At 31.7% G+C, this 25,357-nt stretch carries 24 protein-coding genes; 21 read left to right on the forward strand and 3 right to left on the reverse strand.

Annotated features, from left to right (window positions below; genetic code table 11):
- Positions 1–146: 146 nt before the first annotated feature.
- Positions 147–1,061, forward strand: coding sequence for a DUF2268 domain-containing putative Zn-dependent protease (locus JX000_RS03240; protein WP_206140872.1), 915 nt, complete (start codon positions 147–149; stop codon positions 1,059–1,061).
- Positions 1,040–1,759 carry a MerR family transcriptional regulator gene (locus JX000_RS03245; protein ID WP_002450499.1) on the forward strand — a complete coding sequence of 240 codons (720 nt, stop codon included), beginning with the start codon at positions 1,040–1,042 and terminating at the stop codon, positions 1,757–1,759. Before JX000_RS03240 ends, JX000_RS03245 begins: the two co-directional genes overlap by 22 nt.
- 55 nt (positions 1,760–1,814) lie before the next feature.
- Here the strand turns inward: JX000_RS03245 and JX000_RS03250 are convergent, their stop codons facing one another.
- Positions 1,815–2,543 (reverse strand): NAD-dependent protein deacylase, encoded by a 729-nt coding sequence (locus tag JX000_RS03250; RefSeq protein WP_206140873.1) that lies wholly within the window; start codon positions 2,541–2,543, stop codon positions 1,815–1,817.
- Positions 2,544–2,805: 262 nt separating this feature from the next.
- Here JX000_RS03250 and JX000_RS03255 point away from each other — a divergent pair, with 262 nt between their 5' ends.
- The 9 genes from JX000_RS03255 (at position 2,806) to JX000_RS03295 (ending at position 11,185) form a co-directional block, all read left to right on the forward strand.
- The gene (locus tag JX000_RS03255; protein WP_206140874.1) at positions 2,806–3,561 is read left to right on the forward strand and encodes a DeoR/GlpR family DNA-binding transcription regulator; all 756 of its coding nucleotides are present in this window, start codon (positions 2,806–2,808) and stop codon (positions 3,559–3,561) included.
- A gap of 275 nt (positions 3,562–3,836) precedes the next feature.
- Complete coding sequence (gene lacA, locus JX000_RS03260; protein ID WP_206140875.1) at positions 3,837–4,265, forward strand: galactose-6-phosphate isomerase subunit LacA; 429 nt, start codon at positions 3,837–3,839, stop codon at positions 4,263–4,265.
- A gap of 17 nt (positions 4,266–4,282) precedes the next feature.
- Positions 4,283–4,798 carry a galactose-6-phosphate isomerase subunit LacB gene (gene lacB / locus JX000_RS03265; protein ID WP_206140876.1) on the forward strand — a complete coding sequence of 172 codons (516 nt, stop codon included), beginning with the start codon at positions 4,283–4,285 and terminating at the stop codon, positions 4,796–4,798.
- Positions 4,799–4,810: 12 nt separating this feature from the next.
- Positions 4,811–5,743: a tagatose-6-phosphate kinase gene (gene lacC, locus JX000_RS03270; RefSeq protein WP_206140877.1), complete on the forward strand. Its 933-nt coding sequence runs from the start codon at positions 4,811–4,813 to the stop codon at positions 5,741–5,743.
- Between the two features lie 3 nt (positions 5,744–5,746).
- Entirely contained in the window at positions 5,747–6,718 is a 972-nt protein-coding gene (lacD, locus tag JX000_RS03275; protein ID WP_206140878.1) for a tagatose-bisphosphate aldolase, read from the forward strand.
- A gap of 31 nt (positions 6,719–6,749) precedes the next feature.
- Complete coding sequence (locus JX000_RS03280) at positions 6,750–7,061, forward strand: PTS lactose/cellobiose transporter subunit IIA (RefSeq protein ID WP_206140879.1); 312 nt, start codon at positions 6,750–6,752, stop codon at positions 7,059–7,061.
- 5 nt (positions 7,062–7,066) lie between these two features.
- The gene (locus tag JX000_RS03285; RefSeq protein ID WP_206140880.1) at positions 7,067–8,788 is read left to right on the forward strand and encodes a lactose-specific PTS transporter subunit EIIC; all 1,722 of its coding nucleotides are present in this window, start codon (positions 7,067–7,069) and stop codon (positions 8,786–8,788) included.
- 18 nt (positions 8,789–8,806) lie between these two features.
- Positions 8,807–10,219 (forward strand): 6-phospho-beta-galactosidase, encoded by a 1,413-nt coding sequence (lacG, locus tag JX000_RS03290; protein WP_206140881.1) that lies wholly within the window; start codon positions 8,807–8,809, stop codon positions 10,217–10,219.
- A 105-nt stretch (positions 10,220–10,324) separates the two neighbouring features.
- Positions 10,325–11,185, forward strand: coding sequence for an alpha/beta hydrolase (locus JX000_RS03295; RefSeq protein WP_002450488.1), 861 nt, complete (start codon positions 10,325–10,327; stop codon positions 11,183–11,185).
- Positions 11,186–11,296: 111 nt separating this feature from the next.
- Here JX000_RS03295 and JX000_RS03300 read toward each other — a convergent pair whose 3' ends face one another.
- A complete protein-coding gene (locus tag JX000_RS03300) occupies positions 11,297–12,295 on the reverse strand; it encodes an LLM class flavin-dependent oxidoreductase (protein ID WP_002450487.1) in 999 nt (332 codons plus the stop codon).
- A gap of 125 nt (positions 12,296–12,420) precedes the next feature.
- Between JX000_RS03300 and JX000_RS03305 the strand changes: the two genes are divergently transcribed.
- The 6 genes from JX000_RS03305 to JX000_RS03330 all read left to right on the forward strand — a co-directional run bounded on the left by JX000_RS03305 (position 12,421) and on the right by JX000_RS03330 (position 17,935).
- A complete protein-coding gene (locus JX000_RS03305; protein ID WP_206140882.1) occupies positions 12,421–13,428 on the forward strand; it encodes an NADP-dependent oxidoreductase in 1,008 nt (335 codons plus the stop codon).
- Positions 13,429–13,490: 62 nt separating this feature from the next.
- Complete coding sequence (locus JX000_RS03310) at positions 13,491–14,498, forward strand: zinc-binding alcohol dehydrogenase family protein (RefSeq protein ID WP_145505381.1); 1,008 nt, start codon at positions 13,491–13,493, stop codon at positions 14,496–14,498.
- A gap of 295 nt (positions 14,499–14,793) precedes the next feature.
- Positions 14,794–16,356: a BCCT family transporter gene (locus JX000_RS03315; RefSeq protein ID WP_145505378.1), complete on the forward strand. Its 1,563-nt coding sequence runs from the start codon at positions 14,794–14,796 to the stop codon at positions 16,354–16,356.
- A gap of 183 nt (positions 16,357–16,539) precedes the next feature.
- Positions 16,540–17,076, forward strand: coding sequence for an alkaline shock response membrane anchor protein AmaP (gene amaP / locus JX000_RS03320; RefSeq protein ID WP_002450483.1), 537 nt, complete (start codon positions 16,540–16,542; stop codon positions 17,074–17,076).
- Positions 17,077–17,090: 14 nt separating this feature from the next.
- Positions 17,091–17,330, forward strand: coding sequence for a DUF2273 domain-containing protein (locus tag JX000_RS03325; RefSeq protein WP_002450482.1), 240 nt, complete (start codon positions 17,091–17,093; stop codon positions 17,328–17,330).
- 83 nt (positions 17,331–17,413) lie between these two features.
- Entirely contained in the window at positions 17,414–17,935 is a 522-nt protein-coding gene (locus JX000_RS03330) for an Asp23/Gls24 family envelope stress response protein (RefSeq protein WP_002450481.1), read from the forward strand.
- Positions 17,936–18,027: 92 nt separating this feature from the next.
- Here JX000_RS03330 and JX000_RS03335 read toward each other — a convergent pair whose 3' ends face one another.
- A complete protein-coding gene (locus JX000_RS03335; RefSeq protein WP_145505372.1) occupies positions 18,028–19,983 on the reverse strand; it encodes an IucA/IucC family protein in 1,956 nt (651 codons plus the stop codon).
- A gap of 102 nt (positions 19,984–20,085) precedes the next feature.
- On the opposite strand from JX000_RS03335, the gene JX000_RS03340 reads away from it, so the two are divergent.
- From JX000_RS03340 to JX000_RS03355, 4 genes are all read left to right on the forward strand, one after another.
- On the forward strand, positions 20,086–21,261 hold the full coding sequence (locus JX000_RS03340; protein WP_002450479.1) for an MFS transporter: 1,176 nt from the start codon (positions 20,086–20,088) through the stop codon (positions 21,259–21,261).
- Entirely contained in the window at positions 21,258–23,015 is a 1,758-nt protein-coding gene (locus JX000_RS03345) for an IucA/IucC family protein (RefSeq protein ID WP_002450478.1), read from the forward strand. Before JX000_RS03340 ends, JX000_RS03345 begins: the two co-directional genes overlap by 4 nt.
- Before the next feature lie 4 nt (positions 23,016–23,019).
- Positions 23,020–24,099 (forward strand): alanine racemase, encoded by a 1,080-nt coding sequence (locus JX000_RS03350; RefSeq protein WP_206140883.1) that lies wholly within the window; start codon positions 23,020–23,022, stop codon positions 24,097–24,099.
- A gap of 239 nt (positions 24,100–24,338) precedes the next feature.
- The gene (locus JX000_RS03355) at positions 24,339–25,346 is read left to right on the forward strand and encodes an ABC transporter substrate-binding protein (RefSeq protein WP_002450476.1); all 1,008 of its coding nucleotides are present in this window, start codon (positions 24,339–24,341) and stop codon (positions 25,344–25,346) included.
- The last annotated feature ends 11 nt before the right edge of the window (positions 25,347–25,357 follow it).

Below are 25,357 nucleotides of genomic sequence, written 5' to 3' on the forward strand. Positions count from 1 at the left end.
GGTTTACACTTAATAGAGCAAAAAGCACTTCTCGAAACATCGAGAAGTGCTTTTTTGTGTTATTTAAAGTTAATATTAATTATAAATATTTCTTGAAAGTAACGTTACGTTATCCCTTATGTTAGTTGTAAGGAGGTAAAAATCATATGTACAATATAAAATTAATTAGATCTGATGAAGTATACAGACAACTTGTTAGTATGGAAAAAGATAAACGAAACAAATATTTTAAAGAGAAAGTACTTAGAGAGTTTGAAATGAAGTTTCAAATACAGCAGATACCTTTTGATAAAAAGAGCAGTAATAATTTTGATATATTTTCATATTTAGGACAATCGCATATTATTCCTAGTGAGATTAAATTAAATGACATAGACAAGATAAAAGAAATGGATAACCATTTTTGGAATGATTGTGAACATTCAATAAAGCGTGCAATAAATCGATTTGAAATGTCTGATGTTCAACCTAAAATAAAAGAATATATATTTACAGCTTTATTAGGTGATGAAAATAAACCCACTATGTTCTTGAATCAAAATTATGTTGGGGATGGGGGCATACCAGGGTACATTATTTTATCGTTAGTACCTAATAATTATACATTAAGTAGAGTTAAAAGTGCAATTGCTCATGAAATTAATCATAATATTAGATATCAATATGTTGATTGGGATGGTGGTTCATTAGCAGAATTAATTGTAGCTGAAAGTTTAGCAGAAAATTTTGTGGAATCATTATATGGTACAGATTATATAGGTCCATGGGTAACATCAACAGACTGGAATAAGAACCAAAAATTAATCAAAAATCTTATAAAGAATAATTTAACTATTAATAATATTTTTGAATCAATCCCTTATTTATATGGTGATGAAATTTCAAAATCATATGGTGGCAAATCTAAGGGGATACCATACGCTGCTGGTTATACATGTGGGTATTACTTAATAAAATATTATTTAGAAAAAACAAAATCTAGTATTGAAAAAGCAACAATAATGTCAGCAAATGAAATTTTAAATGAGGTGGAAGCATTTTGGAATACCAATATAGTTTAAAAGACATTATGAAAATAACAGGGGTAACCAAAAGAACACTACATTATTATGATGAAATTGCATTACTAAAAGTTAAAAAGAATGAAAGCAATCATCGTATATATTCTCAGAAAGATTTAGTAAAGTTACAAAAAATAATGTTATTAAAAAACATGGATATGAGTATTAAAGATATAAGTAAATTTATCAATAAAAATGATAGTGAATTGAAATTAATATTACAAAATCAGAAAGAAATTTTAAAGAGAAAAATAGAAAGTTTAGAAAATACAAAGAGTGCAGTTGAAAAGTATATTAAAGATGTTCCAATTACTGAAATTGAAGAATTAAATAGTATACCTTTAGAGCAATATCGAGAAGAAGCAAAATTAAAATATGGACATACAGATACTTATAAAGAATTCATTATATCTAATGGTGAAACTCTATTTAATGAAGAAAAAATGAAAAAGTTTGAAGAAATCTTTCAAAAATTTAATAATCTGTCTTTACATAAAGTGAATGCTAGAAATGCGTATGATGTCGTATATGAGTGGAAAGATTTTATGAACCAAATTGGAATTTTTGATAATCAAATGCTTTGTTTAATAGCAGATACATATCAAAATGATGAAAGGTTTAATAATTATTTTAAACGATACAAAAATCCATATATTACAGAATATATTTCTCAAGCAATTAACTATCATTTATCATAATGAGTTTAGAGTAAATCAAGCACTTCTCGAAATATCGAGAAGTGCTTTTTTTGTGTTATTTATTTAATTCTGAAACAACATCTATCATGTCATCATTAATGACTAAAGAAGCATAAGAGTCATAAGGGGTATTATCTTTATTGATAATAATTAAATTGTCACCTTTGAAATTGGATATGAGACCAGCAGCAGGTTGCACCACTAAAGAAGAGCCTAGTACAACTAATGTGTCTGCATTTTCAATTTTCTGTATTGCACGCATTATAACATTTTGATCCAACATTTCCCCGTATAATACGATGTCAGGTCGAATAGTTGCGCCGCAGATATCGCATTGCTTTAATTGTCTTTCAATGACGTCTTTTTTAGAATATTGTTGATGACATTGATTGCAATAAAAGGTGTTAAGTGACCCATGCAACTCATCTACGTGCTTGCTACCTGCATCCGAATGGAATCCATCGATATTCTGTGTAATGACACCTAAAGATTTTTCCTCATCTTCTAATTGGGCGATCCATTGATGAACAGTATTTGGAGCCTTATCTATGTACATTAATCTTTTATGACAAAAATTAATAAAACCTTTTGGATCATCTTGTAAATAATCGCGACTTAATAAATATTCTGGAGAATAACCTTCTTTAGATATTTCATCAAATAATCCTCCCATAGAGCGAAAGTCAGGTACACCGCTTGCTACCGAAACACCTGCACCTGTAAAAAATACAATGTTACTAGATTGATTTAGTATATTTTTTAAAGATTCAATTTTATTCTTCAAAAAGACACCCCATTTTCATAAAAATTTATCTATACTTTAACTTTATCTCAATCACAAAAACACTTTACAATGATATTATAATAATAAAGCTATTGATATTGAAGACGCCTGTAATTTAATAAAGGGTCAATATAAGATGGAATTTACATAAAACTAGCATGTTAAACATTAGTAGAGACATAGTGAGTAATATTTATGTTTAAATATCATTATATTACAATCAATAATATATTGTAGAGCCTAATTAAGGAGGCAAAATAAAGTGAATAAGCACGACCGTTTAGATGCGATTGCTAAATTAGTAAATAAAAAAGGAACTGTGAGAACCAATGAAATAGTAGATGGATTAAATGTTTCCGATATGACTGTAAGAAGAGATCTAGTAGAACTTGAAAACCAAGGTATATTGACGAAAATACATGGTGGTGCACGAAGTAACTCTACTTTTCAGTATAAAGAGATGTCACATAAAGAAAAACACACACATCAAATGGAAGAAAAAAGGTATATAGCTAAAAAAGCAATTTCATTAATTGAAGATGGTGATACTTTATTTTTAGGACCTGGAACTACTGTAGAAATTTTAGCAGAAGAGATTAATCATCATTCACTTACAGTCATTACGAATTGTTTACCTGTATACAAAATACTATTAGAAAAACAAACCACTAATTTCCGTGTCTACTTATTAGGCGGGGAAATGAGACATTTGACCGAAGCATTTGTAGGTGAAATGGCCAATACGATACTTGAAAAACTACGTTTTAGTAAAATGTTCTTTAGTAGCAATGGTGTTAAAAATGGTGTTGTCATGACTTCTTCAATGGATGAAGCATATACACAACAACTTGCATTAGAACATTCTATTGAGAAGTATTTGCTCATCGACCATTCGAAAGTTGGAAAAGAAGATTTCACATCTTTTTGTCATTTAGATGACTTGACAACAGTCGTTATGGATGTAACGGATAATGAAAAGTTAGATCAAATAAAATCATATATTGAAGTCGTAGAATAATATTAAAATTAACAAAAACCTTGAATCAATCGATTCAAGGTTTTTATTTTGTTCATAAATTCAACAGTTTTAATCAATTTCCCAAACATTAATGTGTGATAATCACACAATTTAATTATAAATGTTTGAATAAACTATGAATTCAAACAAAATAGCAACATATTATGTTGAATTAATGTTTGATTACGTTTATAATTTAAACATGAAGATTTGAAAGCCTTTTCTCTAATTTTTGAAAGTCGCTTTTAATTAATAAATCAAAAAGGAGATTTTTTATGACAATCATTATTGGATCAGATGTTGATGGTAAACGTTTAAAAGATTTAATTAAAACATACCTAGTTGAAAAGAATTTCGATGTTTTAGACGTAACAGAAGGTAAAGAATTAGATTTCGTTGATTCTACACTTGCCATAGCGAAAGAAGTACAAAAGAACGATGACAATTTAGGAATTGCAATCGATGCTTTTGGTGTAGGTAGCTTTATGACTGCTACAAAAATTAAAGGCATGATTGCTGCAGAAGTATCGGATGAAAGATCTGCTTATATGACAAGAGGTCACAACAATTCAAAAATGATCACTATGGGTTCAGAAATTGTAGGGGATACTTTAGCTAAAAATGTAGTTAAAGGATTCGTTAATGGTCACTATGATCGCGGACGTCATCAAATACGTGTAGATATGCTTAATAAAATGTGCTAATTAAAGGAGGATAAAAAATGAAGATAGCTTTAGGTTGCGATCATATAGTAACTGATACAAAAATGGAAGTTTCACAATTCTTAAAATCAAAAGGTCATGAAGTCATTGACGTTGGGACTTATGATTTTACAAGAACACATTATCCAATCTTCGGAAAAAAAGTAGGAGAACAAGTCACTAGTGGAAATGCAGATTTAGGTATTTGTATTTGCGGAACAGGTGTAGGGATAAACAATGCAGTAAATAAAGTCCCAGGCGTTAGAGCAGCACTTGTACGTGATATGACATCAGCACTATACGCTAAAGAAGAACTCAATGCAAATGTCATTGGTTTTGGTGGGAAAATCATTGGTGAACTTTTAATGTGCGATATTATCGAAGCATTTATCGATGTTAAATATAAACCAACAGAAAAAAATGAAAAGTTAATTGCAAAAATTAAACATTTAGAAACGCATAATGCAGATCAAGCTGATCCTCATTTCTTCGATGAATTTTTAGAAAAATGGGACAAAGGCGAATATCACGATTAAAGGATGACGCATATGATATTAACACTAACATTAAATCCATCAGTAGATATTTCATATGCAATTGAAGCGTTTCATCTCGATACAGTTAATCGAGTATCAAATATTGATAAAACAGCAGGTGGTAAAGGTCTTAATGTGACACGTGTATTAAGTCAAGTAGGTGAGCCAGTTACTGCTAGTGGATTACTAGGTGGTCCATTAGGAGATTTTATTGAAAATCAATTAGACGATTCACAAATTAAACATTCATTTTTCAAAATTAATGAGCTAACGAGAAATTGTATTGCAGTACTACATCAAGGAAAGCAAACAGAAATTTTAGAACAAGGTCCTACGATTAGTAAAGAAGAAGGGGCTAATTTTTTAAAACACGTTGATACATTAATTAAAAAAATAGATGTTGTAGCCATATCAGGTAGCTTACCAAAAGGATTAAATCAGGATTATTATTCAAAGATTATTGAGAAATGTCATGAACATCAATTACCAGTCATACTAGATAGTTCTGGTGACACATTAATGACATCTATACACTCGTCATTCAAACCAACAGTCATAAAACCTAATATAGATGAACTATATCAACTTTTAAATCAACCAGTGGATGAAAGTATAGAAGGACTTAAGAAAGCACTTAACAATCCCATTTTCAATGATATTGAATGGGTTATTGTGTCATTAGGTGCTAAAGGTATGTTTGCTAAGCATCATAATCAATTCTATAAAGTTAATATTCCATCTATCGAAGTATTAAACCCAGTTGGTTCAGGTGACTCTACAGTAGCTGGTATCGCTTCTGCATTGTTAAATCGTGAGAGTGATGAGCAACTACTTAAAAAGGCGAATACATTAGGTATGTTGAATGCTCAAGAATCACGTACTGGATATGTCAATTTAAATAATTATGATGATTTGTATCATCAAATTGAATTATTAGAGGTGTAAATAATGGTAAAAACTCAAAATAAAACGGCAGCAATTTCACAATTAAGTAATGAACAAGGTGTTATTTCAGCACTTGCATTTGACCAACGTGGTGCTTTAAAACGTATGATGGCTAAATATCAAACTGGTGAGCCGACAGTTGAACAAATTGAACAATTAAAAGTTTTAGTAGCAGAAGAATTAACTCAATATGCTTCATCTATCTTACTTGACCCAGAATATGGCTTACCTGCAACAGAAGCAAGAAATAAAAAGTGTGGTTTATTATTAGCTTATGAAAAAACTGGTTACGACGTAAATGCTAAAGGCCGCTTACCAGATTGTTTAGTTGAATGGTCAGCAAAACGACTAAAAGAACAAGGCGCAGACGCAGTTAAATTCTTATTATATTATGACGTTGATGATGAAGAACAAATCAATATTCAAAAGCAAGCTTATATCGAAAGAATCGGTTCAGAATGTGTTGCAGAAGATATTCCATTCTTCTTAGAAGTTCTATCATATGATGACAATATTGCAGATAACGGTAGTGTTGAATTTGCAAAAGTGAAACCTAGAAAAGTGAATGAAGCTATGAAATTATTCTCTGAACCTCGTTTCAACGTTGATGTATTAAAAGTAGAGGTACCTGTAAATATGAAATATGTTGAAGGCTTTGCAGATGGAGAGGTTGTTTATACTAAAGAAGAAGCGGCACAACATTTCAGAGATCAAGAGGCTGCAACAAATTTACCATACATTTATTTAAGTGCTGGTGTATCTGCCGAATTATTCCAAGAAACATTAAAATTTGCACATGAAGCAGGTGCCAAATTTAATGGTGTACTTTGTGGACGTGCTACATGGGCAGGTGCTGTTCAAGTATATATTGAACAAGGTGAAGCAGCAGCTCGTGAGTGGTTACGTACAACTGGATTTAAAAATATCGATGATCTTAACAAAGTACTTACTAAAACAGCAACATCTTGGAAATAAATGACATTGATTTGAGGGGAGTATAGCGCTCATGAATAGAGAAGAAGTACAATTAATTGGATTTGAAATTGTGGCATTTGCGGGAGATGCACGTTCTAAGTTTTTAGAAGCATTAACAGCCGCACAAAATAAAGATTTCGACAAAGCTGAAGCTTTAATTGAAGAAGGCAAAAGCCTTATTGCAGATGCGAATAAAGCACAAACTAGTCTTTTAGCTAAAGAAGCTCAAGGAGAAGATATCGCATATAGTGTGACAATGATGCATGGTCAAGACCATTTAATGACTACGATTTTATTAAAAGATGTCATGTCACATTTAATAGAATTATATAAAAGAGGGTGAAGACCTTGATGAAAAAGTTAATTGCCCAGATTGAGAAGGGTAAACCATTTTTTGAAAAGTTATCAAGAAACATTTATTTAAGAGCTATTCGTGATGGGTTTATTTCAGCAATGCCTGTCATCTTATTCTCAAGTTTATTCTTACTAATCGCTTTTGTACCTAATGTATTTGGATTCAAATGGGATAAAGAGATGGAAGGCATCTTGATGAAACTATATAACTATACAATGGGACTTGTAGCATTACTTGTAGCTGGTACGACAGCTAAATCACTTACAGATTCGTATAACCGTAAGCTAGAAAGTACAAACCAAATCAACTTTATTTCAACTATGCTTGCGTCAATCTGTGGTTTCTTATTCTTAGCAGCCGATCCTGCTAAAGAAGGTGGATTTTTAAATGCGTTTTTAGGAACTAAAGGATTATTAACAGCCTTTATTTCAGCATTTATCACTGTGATTGTTTATAACTTCTTTATTAAACGTGACATTACTATCAAAATGCCTAAAGAAGTACCACCGAATATTTCACAAGTATTCAAAGATATTTTTCCATTTTCAGCAGTTATTTTAATATTATATGGTATTGATTTAACAATTAGAGCAACTATTAAAACGAATGTAGCAGAAGCGGTACTTAAAGTATTTGAACCGTTATTTACAGCAGCTAATGGTTGGATTGGAATCACAATTATCTTTGGTGCCTTTGCATTATTCTGGTTTGTAGGTATCCACGGTCCTTCTATCGTAGAACCTGCAATTGCTGCTATTACATATGCAAATATTGAAGCTAACTTTAAGTTAATTCAAGCAGGCGAACATGCTAATAATGTAATTACATCTGGTACACAAATGTTTATCGTAACAATGGGTGGTACAGGTGCTACATTAGTTGTTCCATTTATGTTTATGTGGGTAGCTAAATCTAAACGTAACAGAGCTATTGGTAGAGCATCTGTTGTACCAACATTCTTTGGTGTAAATGAGCCGATCTTGTTTGGTGCGCCATTAGTTTTAAACCCAGTATTCTTTATACCTTTTGTATTAACACCAATTGTAAACGTATGGATCTTTAAATTCTTCGTTGATGTTTTAGGAATGAATAGTTTCTCAGTTAACTTACCATGGACTACACCTGCACCATTAGGTATTGTCATGGGTACGCAATTTGCACTGTTATCATTCGTGCTTGCAGTAGTATTAATCGTCGTTGATATCATTATCTATTATCCGTTCTTAAAAGTTTATGATAATGAAATTCTAGAAGAAGAAGCCGGCATTAAGGAAAGTAATAGTGAGTTACAAGATAAAGTTGCAGCTAACTTTGATACTAAAAAAGCAGATGCTATTTTAGCATCACATTCAAACAAAGGTACTGAAGCTACAACAGACTTAGCAAACAACATTAAACAACAAACAAATGTATTAGTTCTATGTGCAGGTGGAGGAACAAGTGGATTATTAGCCAATGCATTAAATAAAGCAGCTGAAGAATTTAATGTTCCTGTCAAAGCTGCAGCTGGTGGCTACGGTGCACATATGGATATTATGAAAGATTATCAGTTGATTATTTTAGCCCCTCAAGTGGCTTCAAACTATGAAGATATCAAACAAGACACTGACAAATTAGGTATCAAGTTAGTTAAAACTCAAGGTGTTGAGTATATTAATTTAACGCGTGATGGACAAGCAGCACTAGCATTTGTACAAAAACAATTTGAAGATTAGATAGGAGCGTTTTTCATAATGACTAAAAAATTACCTGAAGATTTTATTTTTGGTGGAGCGACTGCCGCATATCAAGCTGAAGGAGCAACTCAAACGGATGGTAAAGGACGTGTCGCATGGGATACTTATTTAGAAGAAAATTACTGGTATACTGCAGAACCTGCAAGTGATTTTCATCATCGTTATCCAGTAGATTTAGAATTAAGTGAAAAGTTTGGTGTGAATGGTATTCGTATATCTATCGCCTGGTCTAGAATTTTTCCAAATGGATATGGTGACGTAAATCCTAAAGGCGTTGAATATTACCATAAACTATTTGCCGAATGTCATAAACGCCATGTAGAACCATTTGTAACGTTACATCACTTCGATACACCTGAAGTACTTCATAAAGATGGTGACTTTTTAAATCGTAAAACGATTGACTATTTTGTAGATTATGCAGAATTCTGTTTTAAAGAATTCCCTGAAGTAAAATACTGGACAACATTTAATGAAATTGGTCCTATTGGTGATGGTCAATACTTAGTTGGTAAGTTTCCTCCAGGTATAACATATGACTTTGGAAAAGTATTTCAATCTCATCACAATATGATGGTGGCACATGCCAAAGCAGTAAAGCTATTTAAAGATGGTGGATATAACGGTGAAATTGGCGTTGTACATGCATTACCTACTAAATATCCTTTAGATCCTAATAATCCAGAAGATGTTAAAGCAGCAGAATTAGAAGATATCATTCATAATAAATTTATTTTAGATGCAACATATTTAGGTAAATATTCAAGAGAAACAATGGAAGGTGTTCAACATATACTTTCTGTGAATGGTGGCAAGTTAGATATCACAGATGAAGATTACCAAATTTTAGATGCAGCTAAAGATTTAAATGACTTCCTAGGTATTAACTACTATATGAGTGATTGGATGAAAGCTTACGATGGAGAATGTCTAATTACGTATAACTCAACTGGTGATAAAGGCGGATCAAAATATCAATTAAAAGGTGTCGGACAAAGAGAGTTTGATGTCGATGTTCCAAGAACAGATTGGGATTGGATGATTTACCCACAAGGTTTATATGACCAAATTATGCGTGTTGTCAAAGACTATCCTAATTATCATAAAATCTATATCACTGAAAATGGTTTAGGTTATAAAGATGAATTTATAGAATCTGAAAAAACAGTTCATGATGATGCACGTATTGATTATATTAAACAACATTTAAATGTTATATCAGATGCAATTGCAGATGGTGCTAATGTTAAGGGTTATTTCTTATGGTCATTAATGGATGTGTTCTCATGGTCAAATGGTTATGAAAAACGATATGGATTATTCTATGTAGATTTTGATACACAAGAACGTTATCCAAAGAAAAGTGCTTATTGGTACAAACAATTAGCTGAAACAAGAGAAATCAAATAAAGTATTTTTTACAAGGTGTGTCATCTTGATGCACCTTGTTTTTTATGTGCGTGATTTGAAAAAATACTATATACTGAATGAAATATATGAAAAAGAGGTAATTTGATGAAGTCAAAATGGCTACTAATGATTAGTATTTTAATCATCGCATTGATTATAGTCGCATTAGCGATAGTTGTACGTCAACAACATGCAACGAAAGTAGATACACAACATTTTAAACAATCATATACTGGTACAATATTTGTGCATGGTTATGGTGGGAGTGCAAACTCAGAAAAATATATGGTAAATCAAGCTGTAAAGCAAGGTGTAACTAATAATGTCATCACAGCTAGGGTATCTAAAAATGGAAATGTCAATTTTAAAGGGAATCTAAAAGACAATGCTGTCAATCCTATAATCAAGGTAGAGATGGAAGATAATAAAAATGGTGACACAGAACAAAACGCTAAAAATATTAAAAATGTATTAGCAAACCTTAAATCAAAATATAAGATTGAAAAGTATAATTTTGTAGGTCACTCAATGGGGAATTTATCATTTGCATACTTTATGAAAATGTATGGTACAGATAAAGACGTACCTCAATTAAATAAAGAAGTTAATATTGCTGGGACATTCAATGGCGTTTTAAATTTAAATGAAAAGGTAAATGAAATTACGGTTGATCATAATGGTAAGCCAAGTAAAATGACTGATAATTACAAAGCATTATTATCTCTTAAAGATAGTTATAAAAATAAAGATATTAAAGTATTAAATATATTTGGAGACTTAAAAGATGGAACACATTCTGATGGGCGTGTTTCAAATGCTTCATCTCAATCTTTAAAATATTTAATAGGAGATTCGGTGAGTAGTTATAAAGAATCTAAATATATTGGAAAGTCAGCACAACATAGCCAATTACATGAAAATAAACAAGTAGCCAATGAAATAATAGAATTTCTTTGGTCTAAATAATTAAAAGGTACAATTTCCATACGTTCAAATCGAGTATTTCTTTTCATTTATAGATTGAAAGAAACGATAATGTAACTTAGTTGGATATTGTACCTTTATTTGTATAGTTTCTTATGATTCACAGTATTCCATTACTAATTCTAATAGCCTTTTTCGATTCGCTTCTCCATATACATGTGGCAAAATCATTATTTCGTCAACATTATAATCATTTTTTAGTTGTTTCAACTGAGCATTTACTTGATAAGGTGACCCACTAATCACACGGTTTGCGTTGGATGACATCTTCTTAAGTTCTCTATCAGACCATTGTCGATTTTTAGCTGTATCAATTGAAGGATAAGATTTAGGTTGATTAGCATAAAAAATCCGTATTAACCATAAATGAAAGGCATTTAGTAATTGATTAGTTTTGTCTTGATTTTCTGCGGTAATGACAAAGGTTGCTAATATAACATATGGTTTTACTTGTTCCCCATAGTGTTGATATATAGTAGATTTATATGTTTCAATAGCCGCTTGAAGTTGCTGTGGTTCTTGTCCCATTTGCGCTATTACAAAAGGTAAGCCTATTCTACCTGCAAGTTTCGCACTTCGTTCACTCATTCCGAGTATAAACATATCAGGATAACTATCTATTTGTGGGGTTGCAATTAAAGTTTGAAATCGATGTGGTTTAGTAACTTCATCAGTAAAATATTTTTGTAAGTCATTTAATTGAGTTTCGAATTGTAGTGGTTGATTTTTATTTTCGTTCAATGCTGCAAAAACATTTGGATAGCTTTTAGAGCGACCTAAAGCCAAATCTACACGTTTTGGATGTCGTGCTTCCATAATTTTAAACTGTTCTGCTACTTTATATGGACTATAGTGTGGCATCATGATACCACCGCTTCCAATACGTATATGATTCGTTTGTTCTAACAGAGACATCATAATCATCTCTGGTGCACTTGATGCTACTGATAAAACTTGGTGATGTTCTGCTACCCAATATCTTTCATATCCCAACTGTTCTGCAAGTTGTGCTAATTCGATACTATGATTCAGTGCATCAGAAGCATTTCTATTTTCAAAAATAGGCACGTAATCTAAAATACTTAGTTTCATAATTGAATGCATCTCCAATTTTGATCTCATTTATTGATTCATATTATACAGTTCAGACGAAATGATTGCGACATCTTGAACTGAGGTATTATGGTAGTATTAATAAATTGAAAAAGGATGATTCGATGAATAATGAACAAATTATTTTTAATAAATATCCTGATGGTATGCCACAGGACGATACATTTAAATACGAAGAAATAGAAACTAAAGATCCACAGAGTGGTGAGATACAATTAAAAACATTGTATATTTCAGTTGATCCGTATATGCGAGGTAGAATGTCACAAGGTGACTCCTATGTTCAACCATTTGAAGTAGGACAACCAATTATAAGTCATATCGTTGCTCAAGTAACTACTTCAGAAGCGGATGGTTTCCAAGAAGGCGATATCGTTACAGGTATGCTACCTTGGAAAAAATATAATACAGTTACTAGTGACAAAGTTAATGTTATGCCATCTACAGAAGTACCACTTGAATTGTATTTAAGTGTACTAGGTATGCCAGGCCAAACAGCTTATCATGGTTTATTAGATATTGGACGTCCACAAGAAGGTGAAACAGTTGTTGTTTCAGCAGCTTCAGGTGCCGTAGGTTCTGTGGTAGGTCAAATTGCTAAGATCAAAGGATGTCGTGTGGTAGGCATCGCTGGTGGACCTGATAAAGTCAATTATTTAACTGATACATTAGGTTTTGATGCCGGTATTGATTACAAAGATGAGTATTTCGCTGAGAATTTAGCACAAGCATTACCAGATGGCGTGGATGTATATTATGAAAATGTTGGTGGAGCTATTGCAGATGAAGTATTTAAACATCTTAATCGCTTTGCACGTGTGCCTGTGTGTGGTGCTATTTCTTCATATAATCACCCTGAAGACGACATTGGTCCAAGAATACAAGGCACGTTAGTTAAAAAACAAGCTATGATGAGAGGTTTCTTGGTAGCCGAATTTGCAAATGATTTTAAAAATGCGAGTGAAGCATTAGCAGAATGGGTTCGTGAAGATAAAATAAAAACGCAAACAACTGTGGCTAAAGGGTTTGACAAAGTACCAGAAGCATTTAGAAATCTTTTTACAGGTGACAATTTTGGGAAGCAAGTGATTAAAGTAGCAGACCCTGAATAAAAAAGTATATATTAATAACGAGGTAGATCGTTTAATTTAAACCAATTTGAGGTGATTGCAGCATGAAAGCATTAGGATTTGAACAACCATTTAACTTAGGTGAAGGGAACCACTTTAAAGCATATGACATAGACCTACCACAACCTAGGGACACTGAAATTTTAGTGAAAGTAAATAGTATTAGTGTAAATCCCGTAGACACTAAACAAAGGCAATTGCCAGTATCTCATTCACCAAGAATTTTAGGATTTGATGCTATTGGTATAGTTGAATCAATTGGAAAGAATGTGTCTATGTTTAAAGAAGGAGATAGAGTGTTTTATTCAGGTTCACCTATCCAACATGGTTCAAATGCTGAATATCAATTAATAGATGAACAGTTAGTCGCTCATGCACCTGAAAATGTTTCAGATGAACAAGCAGCGAGTTTACCATTAACTGGAATTACCGCATCAGAAACTTTGTTTGATTGCTTCAATATTTCAGAACGTTCAAAAGACAATGAAGGTAAATCTATATTAATTATTAATGGTGCTGGTGGTGTAGGTAGTATTGCAACACAAATTGCACATCACTATGGTTTACAAGTCATTACAACTGCGTCTAGAGATGAAACAAAGAAATGGTGTTACGACATGGGGGCAGACATTGTAATCAATCATAAAAAAGATTTAAAACAGCAAATATCTCAACAAGGCATTGAAGAAGTGGATTATATATTCTGTACTTTTAATACGGATATGTATTATGAAACGATGATTGATTTAATAAGACCAAGAGGACATATTGCGACAATTGTAGCTTTTAATGAAAAACAAGATTTAAATCTACTTAAGTCAAAAAGTATTTCATTTTCTCATGAGTTTATGTTTGCGAGACCTGTTCATCAAACTAGAGATATGATTAAGCATCATGATTACTTAAAAGATATTGCAATAAAAATAGAGCAGGGTGTCTATCAACCTACAACTACTAAGGTGATTGAAGGTTTAACAGTAGACAATCTTTATAAGGCACACCAAATATTAGAAAGTCATACAATGATAGGTAAGTTAGTAATCAACATTTAATTATTTATGGGAAGTTATTTCGAAAAATTGAATCATAGAGTAAGAAGCAATTTAATTAGGACGAAATGAATAGATATTAAACGTCGAATTAACTGGAATTATTAAGCAACAAAATAGGTATATATGATTAAAACCTGAGACATCGTGTCTCAGGTTTTTTAATTTATCTATAGATCAATCTAAATTTAACAAATTATTAAAATATTAATTGATACAAATTGAAAATAAATAAAATATGATTGGGAGTAAGTAGCTAGGGTATATGAAAGATATAAAAAAGGGGAGTGTTTTACATATGAAGGATAAATCTATTAGCATCGTATTTTGGGTTGCATTATCCATTTGTACGCTATTCGTTATTTATGGTGCAATATTACCAAAACAATTAGAAACCGTTACTAAAAATATTACTTCATTTATAGCGGTTAACTTTTCATGGTATTACCTATTATTAGTGCTACTAATCTTAATAGTATGTGTGTATTTACTATTTTCTAGGTATGCATCAATTACTTTAGGTAAAGAAGGTGAAGATCCAGAGTTCTCATTACCATCATGGTTTGCAATGTTATTCAGTGCTGGTATGGGAATTGGTTTAGTATTTTGGACAACAGCTGAACCTATTAGTCATGCTTTTAAACTAACACCTTTGCATAAAGCAGGTACACAAACTGCAATCAACGATGCCATGCAATTTTCATTTTTCCATTGGGGTATTCATGCATGGGCAGTATATGGCATTGTTGCACTAGTCTTTGCTTATTTTAGCTTTCATAAAGGCTATCCAGGTTTAGTAAGTGCAACTCTAGTCCCAATATTTGGAGAAAAGGCCATGAAAGGTCCTATAGGAGGTGCCATTGACGTATTAGCGGTGATCGCTACTGTAACAGGCGTAGCTGCGACATTAGGTTTTGGTGCTTTACAAATTAATGAAGGACTTCATTTTCTATTTCATCTACCAAATAATTTTGGTACACAAGTGGTCTTAATTGTGATTGCAACAGTTTTATTTACTTGGTCTGCCTGGTCAGGTATCGATAAAGGTATTAAAACACTAAGTAACATTAATATGGCGTTAGCGTTTATTGTATTAGTTGGTTTATTTATTGTGGGTCCAACACTTTATATTTTAAATACGTTTACGAACGGATTAGGTAATTATATAGCCCATTTCTTTAGTATGAGTTTAAGAATCCCATCAAGTCAGCAAAAATTCCAATGGTTACAAAATTGGACGATCTTTTATTGGGCATGGTGGGTATCCTGGGCACCATTTGTAGGAATATTTATTGCACGTGTTTCAAGAGGTCGTACTATTAAAGAATTTATTTTGGGCGTATTGTTTGTCCCGGCATTAGTTTGCTTTATATTCTTTGCAGTTTTCGGTGCATCTGCAATGTATTTGCAAGACAATAAAATTGCTAACATTGCAAAAGAAGCAACTGAAACTGCTACATTTGCCACACTAGAACATTATCCACTTGGATTTATTTTAAGTATTATTACGTTAATCGTAATTATGATTTTCTTTGTTACATCTGCAGATTCAGCGACTTACGTATTAGGAATGCTCAGTTCACAAGGCGATATTAATCCATCTTCAATTGTAAAGGTCAGTTGGGGAATCATTATGGCTTTATTTGCCATTATCATGATTTATACAGGTGGAACACAAGCAATACAGAACTTACTTATTATAGCAGCGTTGCCGTTTTCAATTGTCATTATTTTAATGATATGGTCATTATTTAAATCACTAGGTGAAGAAAAACCACGACCAAGTAATAAAATATTAGTCAAAGATAGAGATTCCGATGTATTAGAATATAAAAGTTCGAAAGATAAAAAAAGTTTTTAGATTTTTTTAAATAAATGTTTTCGATTGCAATTAAATGGGAATAAACCATATAAGTAGTACTTAATTAAATATAAAAACTGATTATTAAATTTTAAATTATTGGTTTTGATTTATTTATAATAGGGTACTCATTTTGTGTGATACTAAAAAAATATAATACTAATTGAGGAGGTGTCATACGAGGTGAAAAGACTTAAAAACTTTATCCTTGGCCTACTTATTGTAGTCATCGTTGGTTTCCTATTGTTTATGTATATTAAAGATAGTCGTATTTCTCAATACCAAGATTACTTCTTACAATTCAATTGGTTCCAACCACTATTGATTGGCCTAGCAGGATTGCTAATATTAATTGGTTTAATATTAGTACTAAGCATATTTAAACCTACGTATAGAAAACCTGGATTGTACAAAGAATTTGACGATGGTCATGTCTATGTATCAAGAAAAGCCGTTGAGAAAACAGTTTATGACACGATCGCTAAATATGATCAAGTTAGACAACCTAACGTTGTTACTAAAATGTACAACAAGAAGAAAAAATCATTTATTGATATTAAGGCAGATTACTTTGTTCCAAACAATGTTCAAGCAACATCATTAACAGAAAGTATTCGTGCTGATATTAAACAAAATGTTGAACACTTTACTGAAATGCCAGTAAGAAAATTAGAAGTAAACGTCAAAGATCAGAAAACTTCTGGTCCAAGAGTGTTGTAAGGGGGGGGGATATCATGGCTAATAATAATAACCAAAATGGACAAGACTCTACGCAACAACTTATTAACATATTGAAAACTTTCAAATGGAGAATCATCGGATTTTTAGCATTTTTACTTATAGCTATATTATTCCTAACTTTAGGTTTCTGGAAAACCATTTTAATTATTGTTTTATGTTTAATAGGAATAGGAATTGGGTATATTAAAGACCGTACACAAGACTTTTTGAATTTTCTAAATAGATGGAGTTAATTTAACTTTAATTTCTAAGATGTTCATTGAAAGTTTTAAAAAGATTAAAGAATAACAATTTTATTTAAAAAGGAGAATGCAAAATGGCAGTAGATAACAATAAAGCAAAACAAGCGTATGATAACCAAACAGGTGTTAAAGAAAAAGAAAGACAAGAACAACAAAAACAACAGCAACAACAAGAAAATCAACAACCTCAATTTGAAAACAAATTAACTTTCTCTGATGAAGTTGTTGAAAAAATTGCTGGTATCGCAGCTCGCGAAGTTAAAGGTATCTTAGATATGAAAGGCGGCTTCACTGATAGCTTTACTAATGCTTTCTCAAGCGGTAACAATGTAACTACAGGTGTTTCTGTTGAAGTTGGAGAAAAACAAGCTGCAATCGACTTAAAAGTTATTTTAGAATATGGTGAATCTGCACCAAAAATCTTCCGTAAAGTAACTGACTTAGTTAAAGAACAAGTGAAATATATCACTGGTTTAGAAGTTGTAGAAGTTAACATGCAAGTTGATGATGTTATGACTAAAAAAGAATGGCAACAAAAACATGAAAAAGAAAACAACCAAAACAACAACAATAACGAAAGACAAGGTTTACAATAATCTGTCCATTTAGTTATTTAGTTTTATAATTAAGAAACCGTGAGATACTTTAAAGCGTATCTCACGGATTTTTTATGTCTTATTATCATGTATTAAGAATGTAAGGGGTTGTTTACTTTAATATATGTGTATTCATGCGCTTCATCTTCTAAGCACATGGTAGTCACGCACTTATAATCAATTGATTTAGCAAATATTACATTTTGAATTTCAGAGATTCTTTCATTAGAAACATCGGTAATTGTATCTAAAATTTGGTGTATGATGTTCGCTATATCGTTCCAAATTAAATCTTCTAAATCATCTTGATTAGCAGATTGTACAACGTTTAATATTAATTCACCTAAATGATTTTGGACAGTTGAATAAAATGCTTTATTGAAAACAGAGTCTTTAGATTCTGTCAAAATACGAGATTTCTCGTGAAATTGATTTGTAGCATAACCCATGCTATTTAATCTAGCTTGATCGATTCGTAATCCTTCAAAATCTCTTACATATAAATGATTTAATGAACCATCTTCGTTAAAATGTGCTATTGCGTTCTGTAGATGTGCTTCAAGTGCAATGCCATACTTAGTTAATAGAGGCACTACTAAGCCTAATAGGGCATGACTATAATCTTTCATCCAAGCTTGGGCAGCTTCATCGTATGAAGTGAAGTCATTGTGATTTTGGTATAACTTAATTAATGACACAATTGGCGGCTCAGGGTGATATGGATATTGGGCAACTAGACTTGATGGAATCATTGATGTTAACCCTTTTTCCTTAAGATGAATGTTAATATTGGTTCTAAACAAAGTACCTAATTGTTCACTACGCTCTGTTTGTATCGGGTCTTGGTCGTTTCCATTATAAAAATGGATACCAGCTAATTCATCAATGACCGATGATGCATATGGTTTGAATGTCATGTCATTAACTAATATTTGATTTAAAATGTGGGTCACTAATGGACCGTTATGTGTGGTTTGTTCCGATAATGTTCTAATCTCTCCTGTAATATGCACATTAGTTGATAATTTAATATGAGGATCTTCATTAGGTGCTTTTGGCATCAATGTTCTAAATGATAACCCAGCATAATACGGTAAAGTACAATGTGTCTTTATGATCAAATGTTGATCAAGTTCTTTACTATAATCACGAGCAAGCACTTCATCATATTGCCAAGGATGCACAATCATCACATGATAATCATCTAGACTGATATCATGATATTCTTTTACTTCATCCTGAAGTTGTTGATACATTTTAGGGAAAAGTTGGTTCATCATGTCATTATAAGATTTAGCTAATGATTGAACTCTACTAAATTGATGATGTATCAAAATAATTTTCAAATTAATGGGTTGCGCAAATTCAGGAGAATATTTAAATGTCTCACTAGAATTCATACCTTTTCTTAACTTTGCTCCTGGATGTAGGGGATGACCTTCAATAACAGATTGTTCTGAACGTAAATAGCTATCGTCATGATTTTTAATAATATCAAACAAAGGTCGTGACTCATCTTTCATACTATAGGCTTGATAGCTAATAGCAAAAATCATATTTGCAGCGCTGTTAGTTAAATCATCTTTAAATTGATCGCTCGCCTCGTTGTCTAACTCCGGTGCTTCAATTAAAACCCATTCTAAAATATCATTCGGATGTTCTACTCGATAAAATATTGAATCATTTATGGATTGATAATAAAAAGGACCTTCAACATCTACACGATTAAATGCATGTTTACCACTTATAGGTGCATATAACTTTTTGTGAGATGCTTTAAATTCTATTTCTAAAACTTCAGGTCGATGGCTTGATAAACCTTCAATATCTTTACTTTTTAATATTCTGCTATGATCATTGCCATTTACCAAATTTTCTCTATGTATGGATGTGACTAATCTTTGTGTCACTTTATCGCGACCGATATTTACATTTTCAATAAAGTATTGAGACCATTCTGGATGGGATTGACTTAAAAATTGATAAGCATCTTGCTCATCTTTGGTCAAATTAAATTTATTGTCTTTTGCAATTTTAATTGAATTCATAATTCACCTCTAAAAAAATATTTTACAAAAATTAATAAGATTTGTATAATCCATATTAATGATAATGATTATTATTATCAATTAAAAAGACAGGTGAAATTTATGGCTAAATTTTTCTTTTCCAGTTCATTTCTTCTGTTTTTAGGGAATTGGATTGGGCAAATCGGGTTAAACTGGTTTGTACTTACTACATATCATAACGCAGTTTATTTAGGTTTAGTTAATTTTTGCCGGCTCGTACCCATTTTGTTACTAAGTGTATGGGCAGGCTCTATAGCTGATAAATATGATAAAGGAAATTTACTGCGTATTACAATAACTTCATCATTCTTAGTGACGGCAATACTATGTGTGATGACATACTCATTTAATCAGATTCCAGTATATATTGTATTAATATATGCGACATTACGAGGAATGTTAAGTGCTGTTGAAACACCTGTGAGACAAGCGATCTTACCAGATTTATCTAATAAAATCACAACAACACAAGCAGTATCATTTCACTCATTTATAATTAATATTTGTCGTTCTATTGGTCCAGCCATAGCAGGTGTTATTCTAGCAGTTTATCATGCACCAACGACATTTTTAGCTCAAGCTATTTGTTATCTCATAGCGGTAGCTTTATGTTTCCCTATACATATCCAAGCTACTCATATGGGGGATCATCAAAAAGAGATGTCAATAAAAGTAGTGATGGATTATTTCAAACGCAATTTAGAAGGCAGTAAGATTTTCTTTACATCACTATTAATTATGGCAACCGGCTTTTCATATACAACTATATTACCGGTACTGACTAATCATGTATTCCCAGGACAATCTGAAATATTTGGTATTGCAATGACTTGTTGTGCCATTGGAGGCATTATTGCTACTGTGATATTACCTAAAATTCTCGATTATATCGATGCTGTTAAAATGTATTATCTTAGTTCATTACTATTTGGCATCGCCTTATTAGGTATCATTGTTCATAATTTAGTAATCATGTTTATCTGTATTACTTTAATTGGATTATTTAGCCAATGGGCGAGAACAACAAATCGCGTATATTTCCAAAATAGTGTTAAAGATTATGAAAGGGGTAAGGTATTAAGTATTGTAATGATGGACCGAGGCATGATACCGTTAGGAAGTTTAATTATGAGTTTCTTTGCTGACAAATTTGGCGTATTAAATACATTTTTAATTATGGGAATAAGTACAGTAGCCATTTCGATCATATTTTACTTAATGCAACGAGTTCATAAAATTGGAGGAATTTCACAATGACACGCAATGAGTGGTTACTTGCGGATAAAAACATTCAACATAGAATGTTAAATGCAATTTTAAAAGAGCAAATATGTCCTGAGGACGCAAAAATAAATAAAACAACAGAAAAAATTGAATTACAATATCATGGACGAGTTCTAACTGCCTATGTTTTAAGAAAAAGTATGTTAGAAAGATATGTATTTGATGGAGCATTCACCTATCAATGTGGTGATGAACGCATTCAAATTACAAGTTTAGAAAGTTTACTTAACATATTGAATGATGCTTTTGATATTGAAATATCTGAGCGTTTATATCATGAGCTTATCCATAGTAGGGATAGCTTTGTAGAATCATATAAACAATTTAATAATAGAGCATCATTAATTCATCAAAGTATGACATTTTCAATGTTGCCAGACACGATTAATTTTTTTACGTGGTTACAACATATAAAAGATAATGGTGCTACAAATGATTTAAGTTACTCTGAAAGTTTAGTATTAGAAGGACATCCTACACATCCTTTAACTAAGACGAAGTTGCCATTAACGACAGAGGAAATACGTCGCTATGCACCAGAATTTGAAAAAATTATTCCATTACATATTATGCTCGTTTCATCATCACATATCATCACGACATCAATGGAAAATGATGAACAGTATATCGTTAATCAAGTTATTCCAGAACTAAAAGATAAATTACAAGCTTTTCTTAAACCACTCGATTTAGATATCAATGATTACCGGGCAATCTTTGTTCATCCTTGGCAATATGACCATGTGATTGGGGAACGTTTTAAAACATGGATTAGCGACAAAATATTAATACCAACCCCATTTACAGTTGAATCTAAAGCCACATTGTCATTTAGAACGATGGAGTTATTGCATCATCCATTTCATATTAAATTGCCAGTCAATGTACAAGCAACAAGTGCTGTACGTACGATATCTACTGTAACAACGGTTGATGGCCCTAAGTTAAGTTATGCATTGCAAGATATGTTGAATATATATCCTGAATTAAAAGTGGCTGCGGAGCCATTTGGTGAGTATGTTGATGTGGACCCTGACTTAGCTCGTCAATTAGCATGTATCGTAAGAGAAAAGCCAGTGTTAACTCAAGAAGGTTCAACTATAGTAAGTGCGAGTTTAGTGAATCGTAATCCAGTTGATAACGATGTCGTGGTTGATAGTTATATTAAGTGGACTTATAACGAGCTCACTTCAGAATCGATAGAACGATTTATTCGTCAATATACTAGTACATTAGTAAGACCATTAATAGCGTATATTCAAGATTACGGTATTGCCTTAGAAGCACATATGCAAAATACTATTGTTAATCTTGGCCCTAATTACCAAATGAACTTTTTAGTCCGTGATTTGGGTGGTTCACGTATTGATTTGCAAACATTGAAATATAAGTTACCAGATGTTGAGATTACGAATGAAAGTTTAATTGCAGATTCAATTGAAGCAGTGATAGGTAAGTTTCAACATGCCGTTGTTCAAAACCAACTTGCAGAATTAATTCATCATTTTAATCAATATGACATGGTGAATGAACAGGCATTATTTAAAATAGTTCAACAAGAAATTGAAACTGCGATTGATGACAATAAAAATCATGCCGAAGCTTTACATCGTGTCTTATTTGGACAAAAGATTTCAGTTAAAGCATTATTAAGTATGAGAATGGAAAATAAAGTGAAGAAATATTTGAATACAGAATTGGAAAATCCAATAAAAAAAGAGGTGTAAGTACATGGCAAATATAAATATAAATTTATCCAAAATACAATACAATGTCAAAGTACTTCAAACAATTTTAGATGCTAAACACATACAATTTACACCTGTTATTAAATCTATCGCAGGTGATCGTCAAGTTGTTCAAAAATTAATTGATTTAGGTATCACTCATTTTGCAGATTCACGATTAGAGAATATAAGACAATTAACTGATTTTGATTGTTCATTCACGATACTACGATCAACACAATTATCACAGTTAGATAATATGATTAAAAATGCACAAATCAGTATTCAAACCGAATTAAATACAATTTTAGAGCTTAATCGTATAGCAGAACAATTAAATTTAAAACATCAAGTAATATTAATGGTTGATTGGAAAGACGGTAGAGAAGGTGTTCTAACATACGATGTTGTTAAATATATAGAAACCATATTAAATTTATCTCATATTCAATTAATAGGTCTGTCATTTAATTTTATGTGTTTTAAATCAGGAACACCTATCGAAGATGACGTCTTTATGATTAATAAATTTGTGAGTGCCATAGAGAGAGAAATAGGTTATCGCATGAAAATTGTATCTGGTGGAAACTCAAGTATGCTACCGTTAACAATGTATAATGACTTAGGTAAAATAAATGAATTACGAATTGGTGAAACATTATTTAGAGGTGTCGATACAACTACAGACAAGCCTGTTTCACATTTGTATCAAGATGCGATAGTATTGGAAGCGGAAATATTAGAAATAAAACCACGTATGAATAGCCATACGAAACAGTCATATTTGCAAGCGATTGTTGATATAGGGTACATTGATACTGATACAACTCATATAAATCCTATAGCCAATGATATCCAAATTATTGGCGCCTCTAGTGATCATTTAATGATCGATTTAAACAATCAGGATCATTATCAAATCGGTAATAAAATTCAATTTCAATTAAGCTATGAAGCCTTATCTCGTTCGATGTATAATAAAAACTTAGAAAAAGTTTATGCCACTGATATGAAAGTTGAAACGATGATACATTCTTTTAATGAACCCTTTTGTTCAATTCATAATATAAAATCAAATATTTAAACAGCGGGGCACCGACAACAGCGATCTTATATGAGATTGAGAAAAAACGTTAGGTGCTCCTTTTTAATATCTTAAATAATTAAAATTCAAATCAATGATAAAACCATTACGTATTATATAAGATAAAAGTATTCAGAGGTCTCAAATTAATTATAAAATTTATAAAAATCATATTGACAATGAGAATCGTTATCAATAAACTATATATGTAAGCATATACATAGTTAAGGAGTGGAAAAATGAAAGGTATCAAGTTTTTGAGCATACTCGGCTTAATGTTAGCTTTAGTTTTAGTGACTGCATGCGGTAGCGTAAGCAATAACGGGTCAGACGACTCTAAAAATAAATCAGCATCTAAAGATGGGGTTGAAATTAAACATGCTGAGGGAACAACAAAAGTTCCTAAACATCCTAAACGTGTGGTCGTTCTTGAATACTCGTTTGTAGATGCATTAGCAGCGTTAGATGTTAAACCTGTAGGGGTTGCAGATGATAATAAAAAAGAACGTATTATTAAACCATTAAGAGATAAAATCGGAAATTATACTTCAGTAGGTGCTCGTAAGCAACCTAATTTAGAAGAGATTAGTAAGTTAAAACCAGATTTAATTATTGCTGATAGCAACAGACATAAAGGAATTTATAAAGATTTAAACAAAATTGCACCAACAATCGAACTAAAAAGTTTCGATGGTAACTATGATGATAATATCGATGCATTCAAAACAATTTCTAAGGCATTAGGTAAAGAAGACCAAGGTAAAAAGCGTCTAAAAGAACATGATAAGAAAATTGCTGAATACAAAAAAGACATCAAATTTGATAAAGATGAAAAAGTATTACCAGCTGTAGCAGCAAAATCAAGTTTCTTAGGACATCCTAGTGAATCATATGTTGGTCAATTCCTAACACAATTAGGATTTAAAGAAGCATTATCACCAGATGTTACAAAAGGATTAAGTAAATACTTAAAAGGACCTTATTTAGAAATGAATTCAGAAACATTGTCAGACGTTAATCCAGGTCGTATGTTTATTATGACTGATAAAGCAAGTCCGGACGAACCAACATTCAAGAAAATGCAAAAAGATCCAGTTTGGAAAAAACTTGATGCAGTAAAAAATAATCGTGTAGATGTTGTAGATCGTGACTTATGGGCAAGAGCTCGTGGTTTAATTTCTTCTGAAGAAATGGCAAAAGAATTAGTTGAGATTTCTAAAAAGGATCACAATAAAGACGATAAGTAAGGTGGAAAACG

Origin of the sequence: Staphylococcus sp. SB1-57, from assembly GCF_017086425.1 — a bacterium.
In the GTDB taxonomy this organism is placed as follows: Bacteria; Bacillota; Bacilli; order Staphylococcales; family Staphylococcaceae; genus Staphylococcus; species Staphylococcus warneri_A.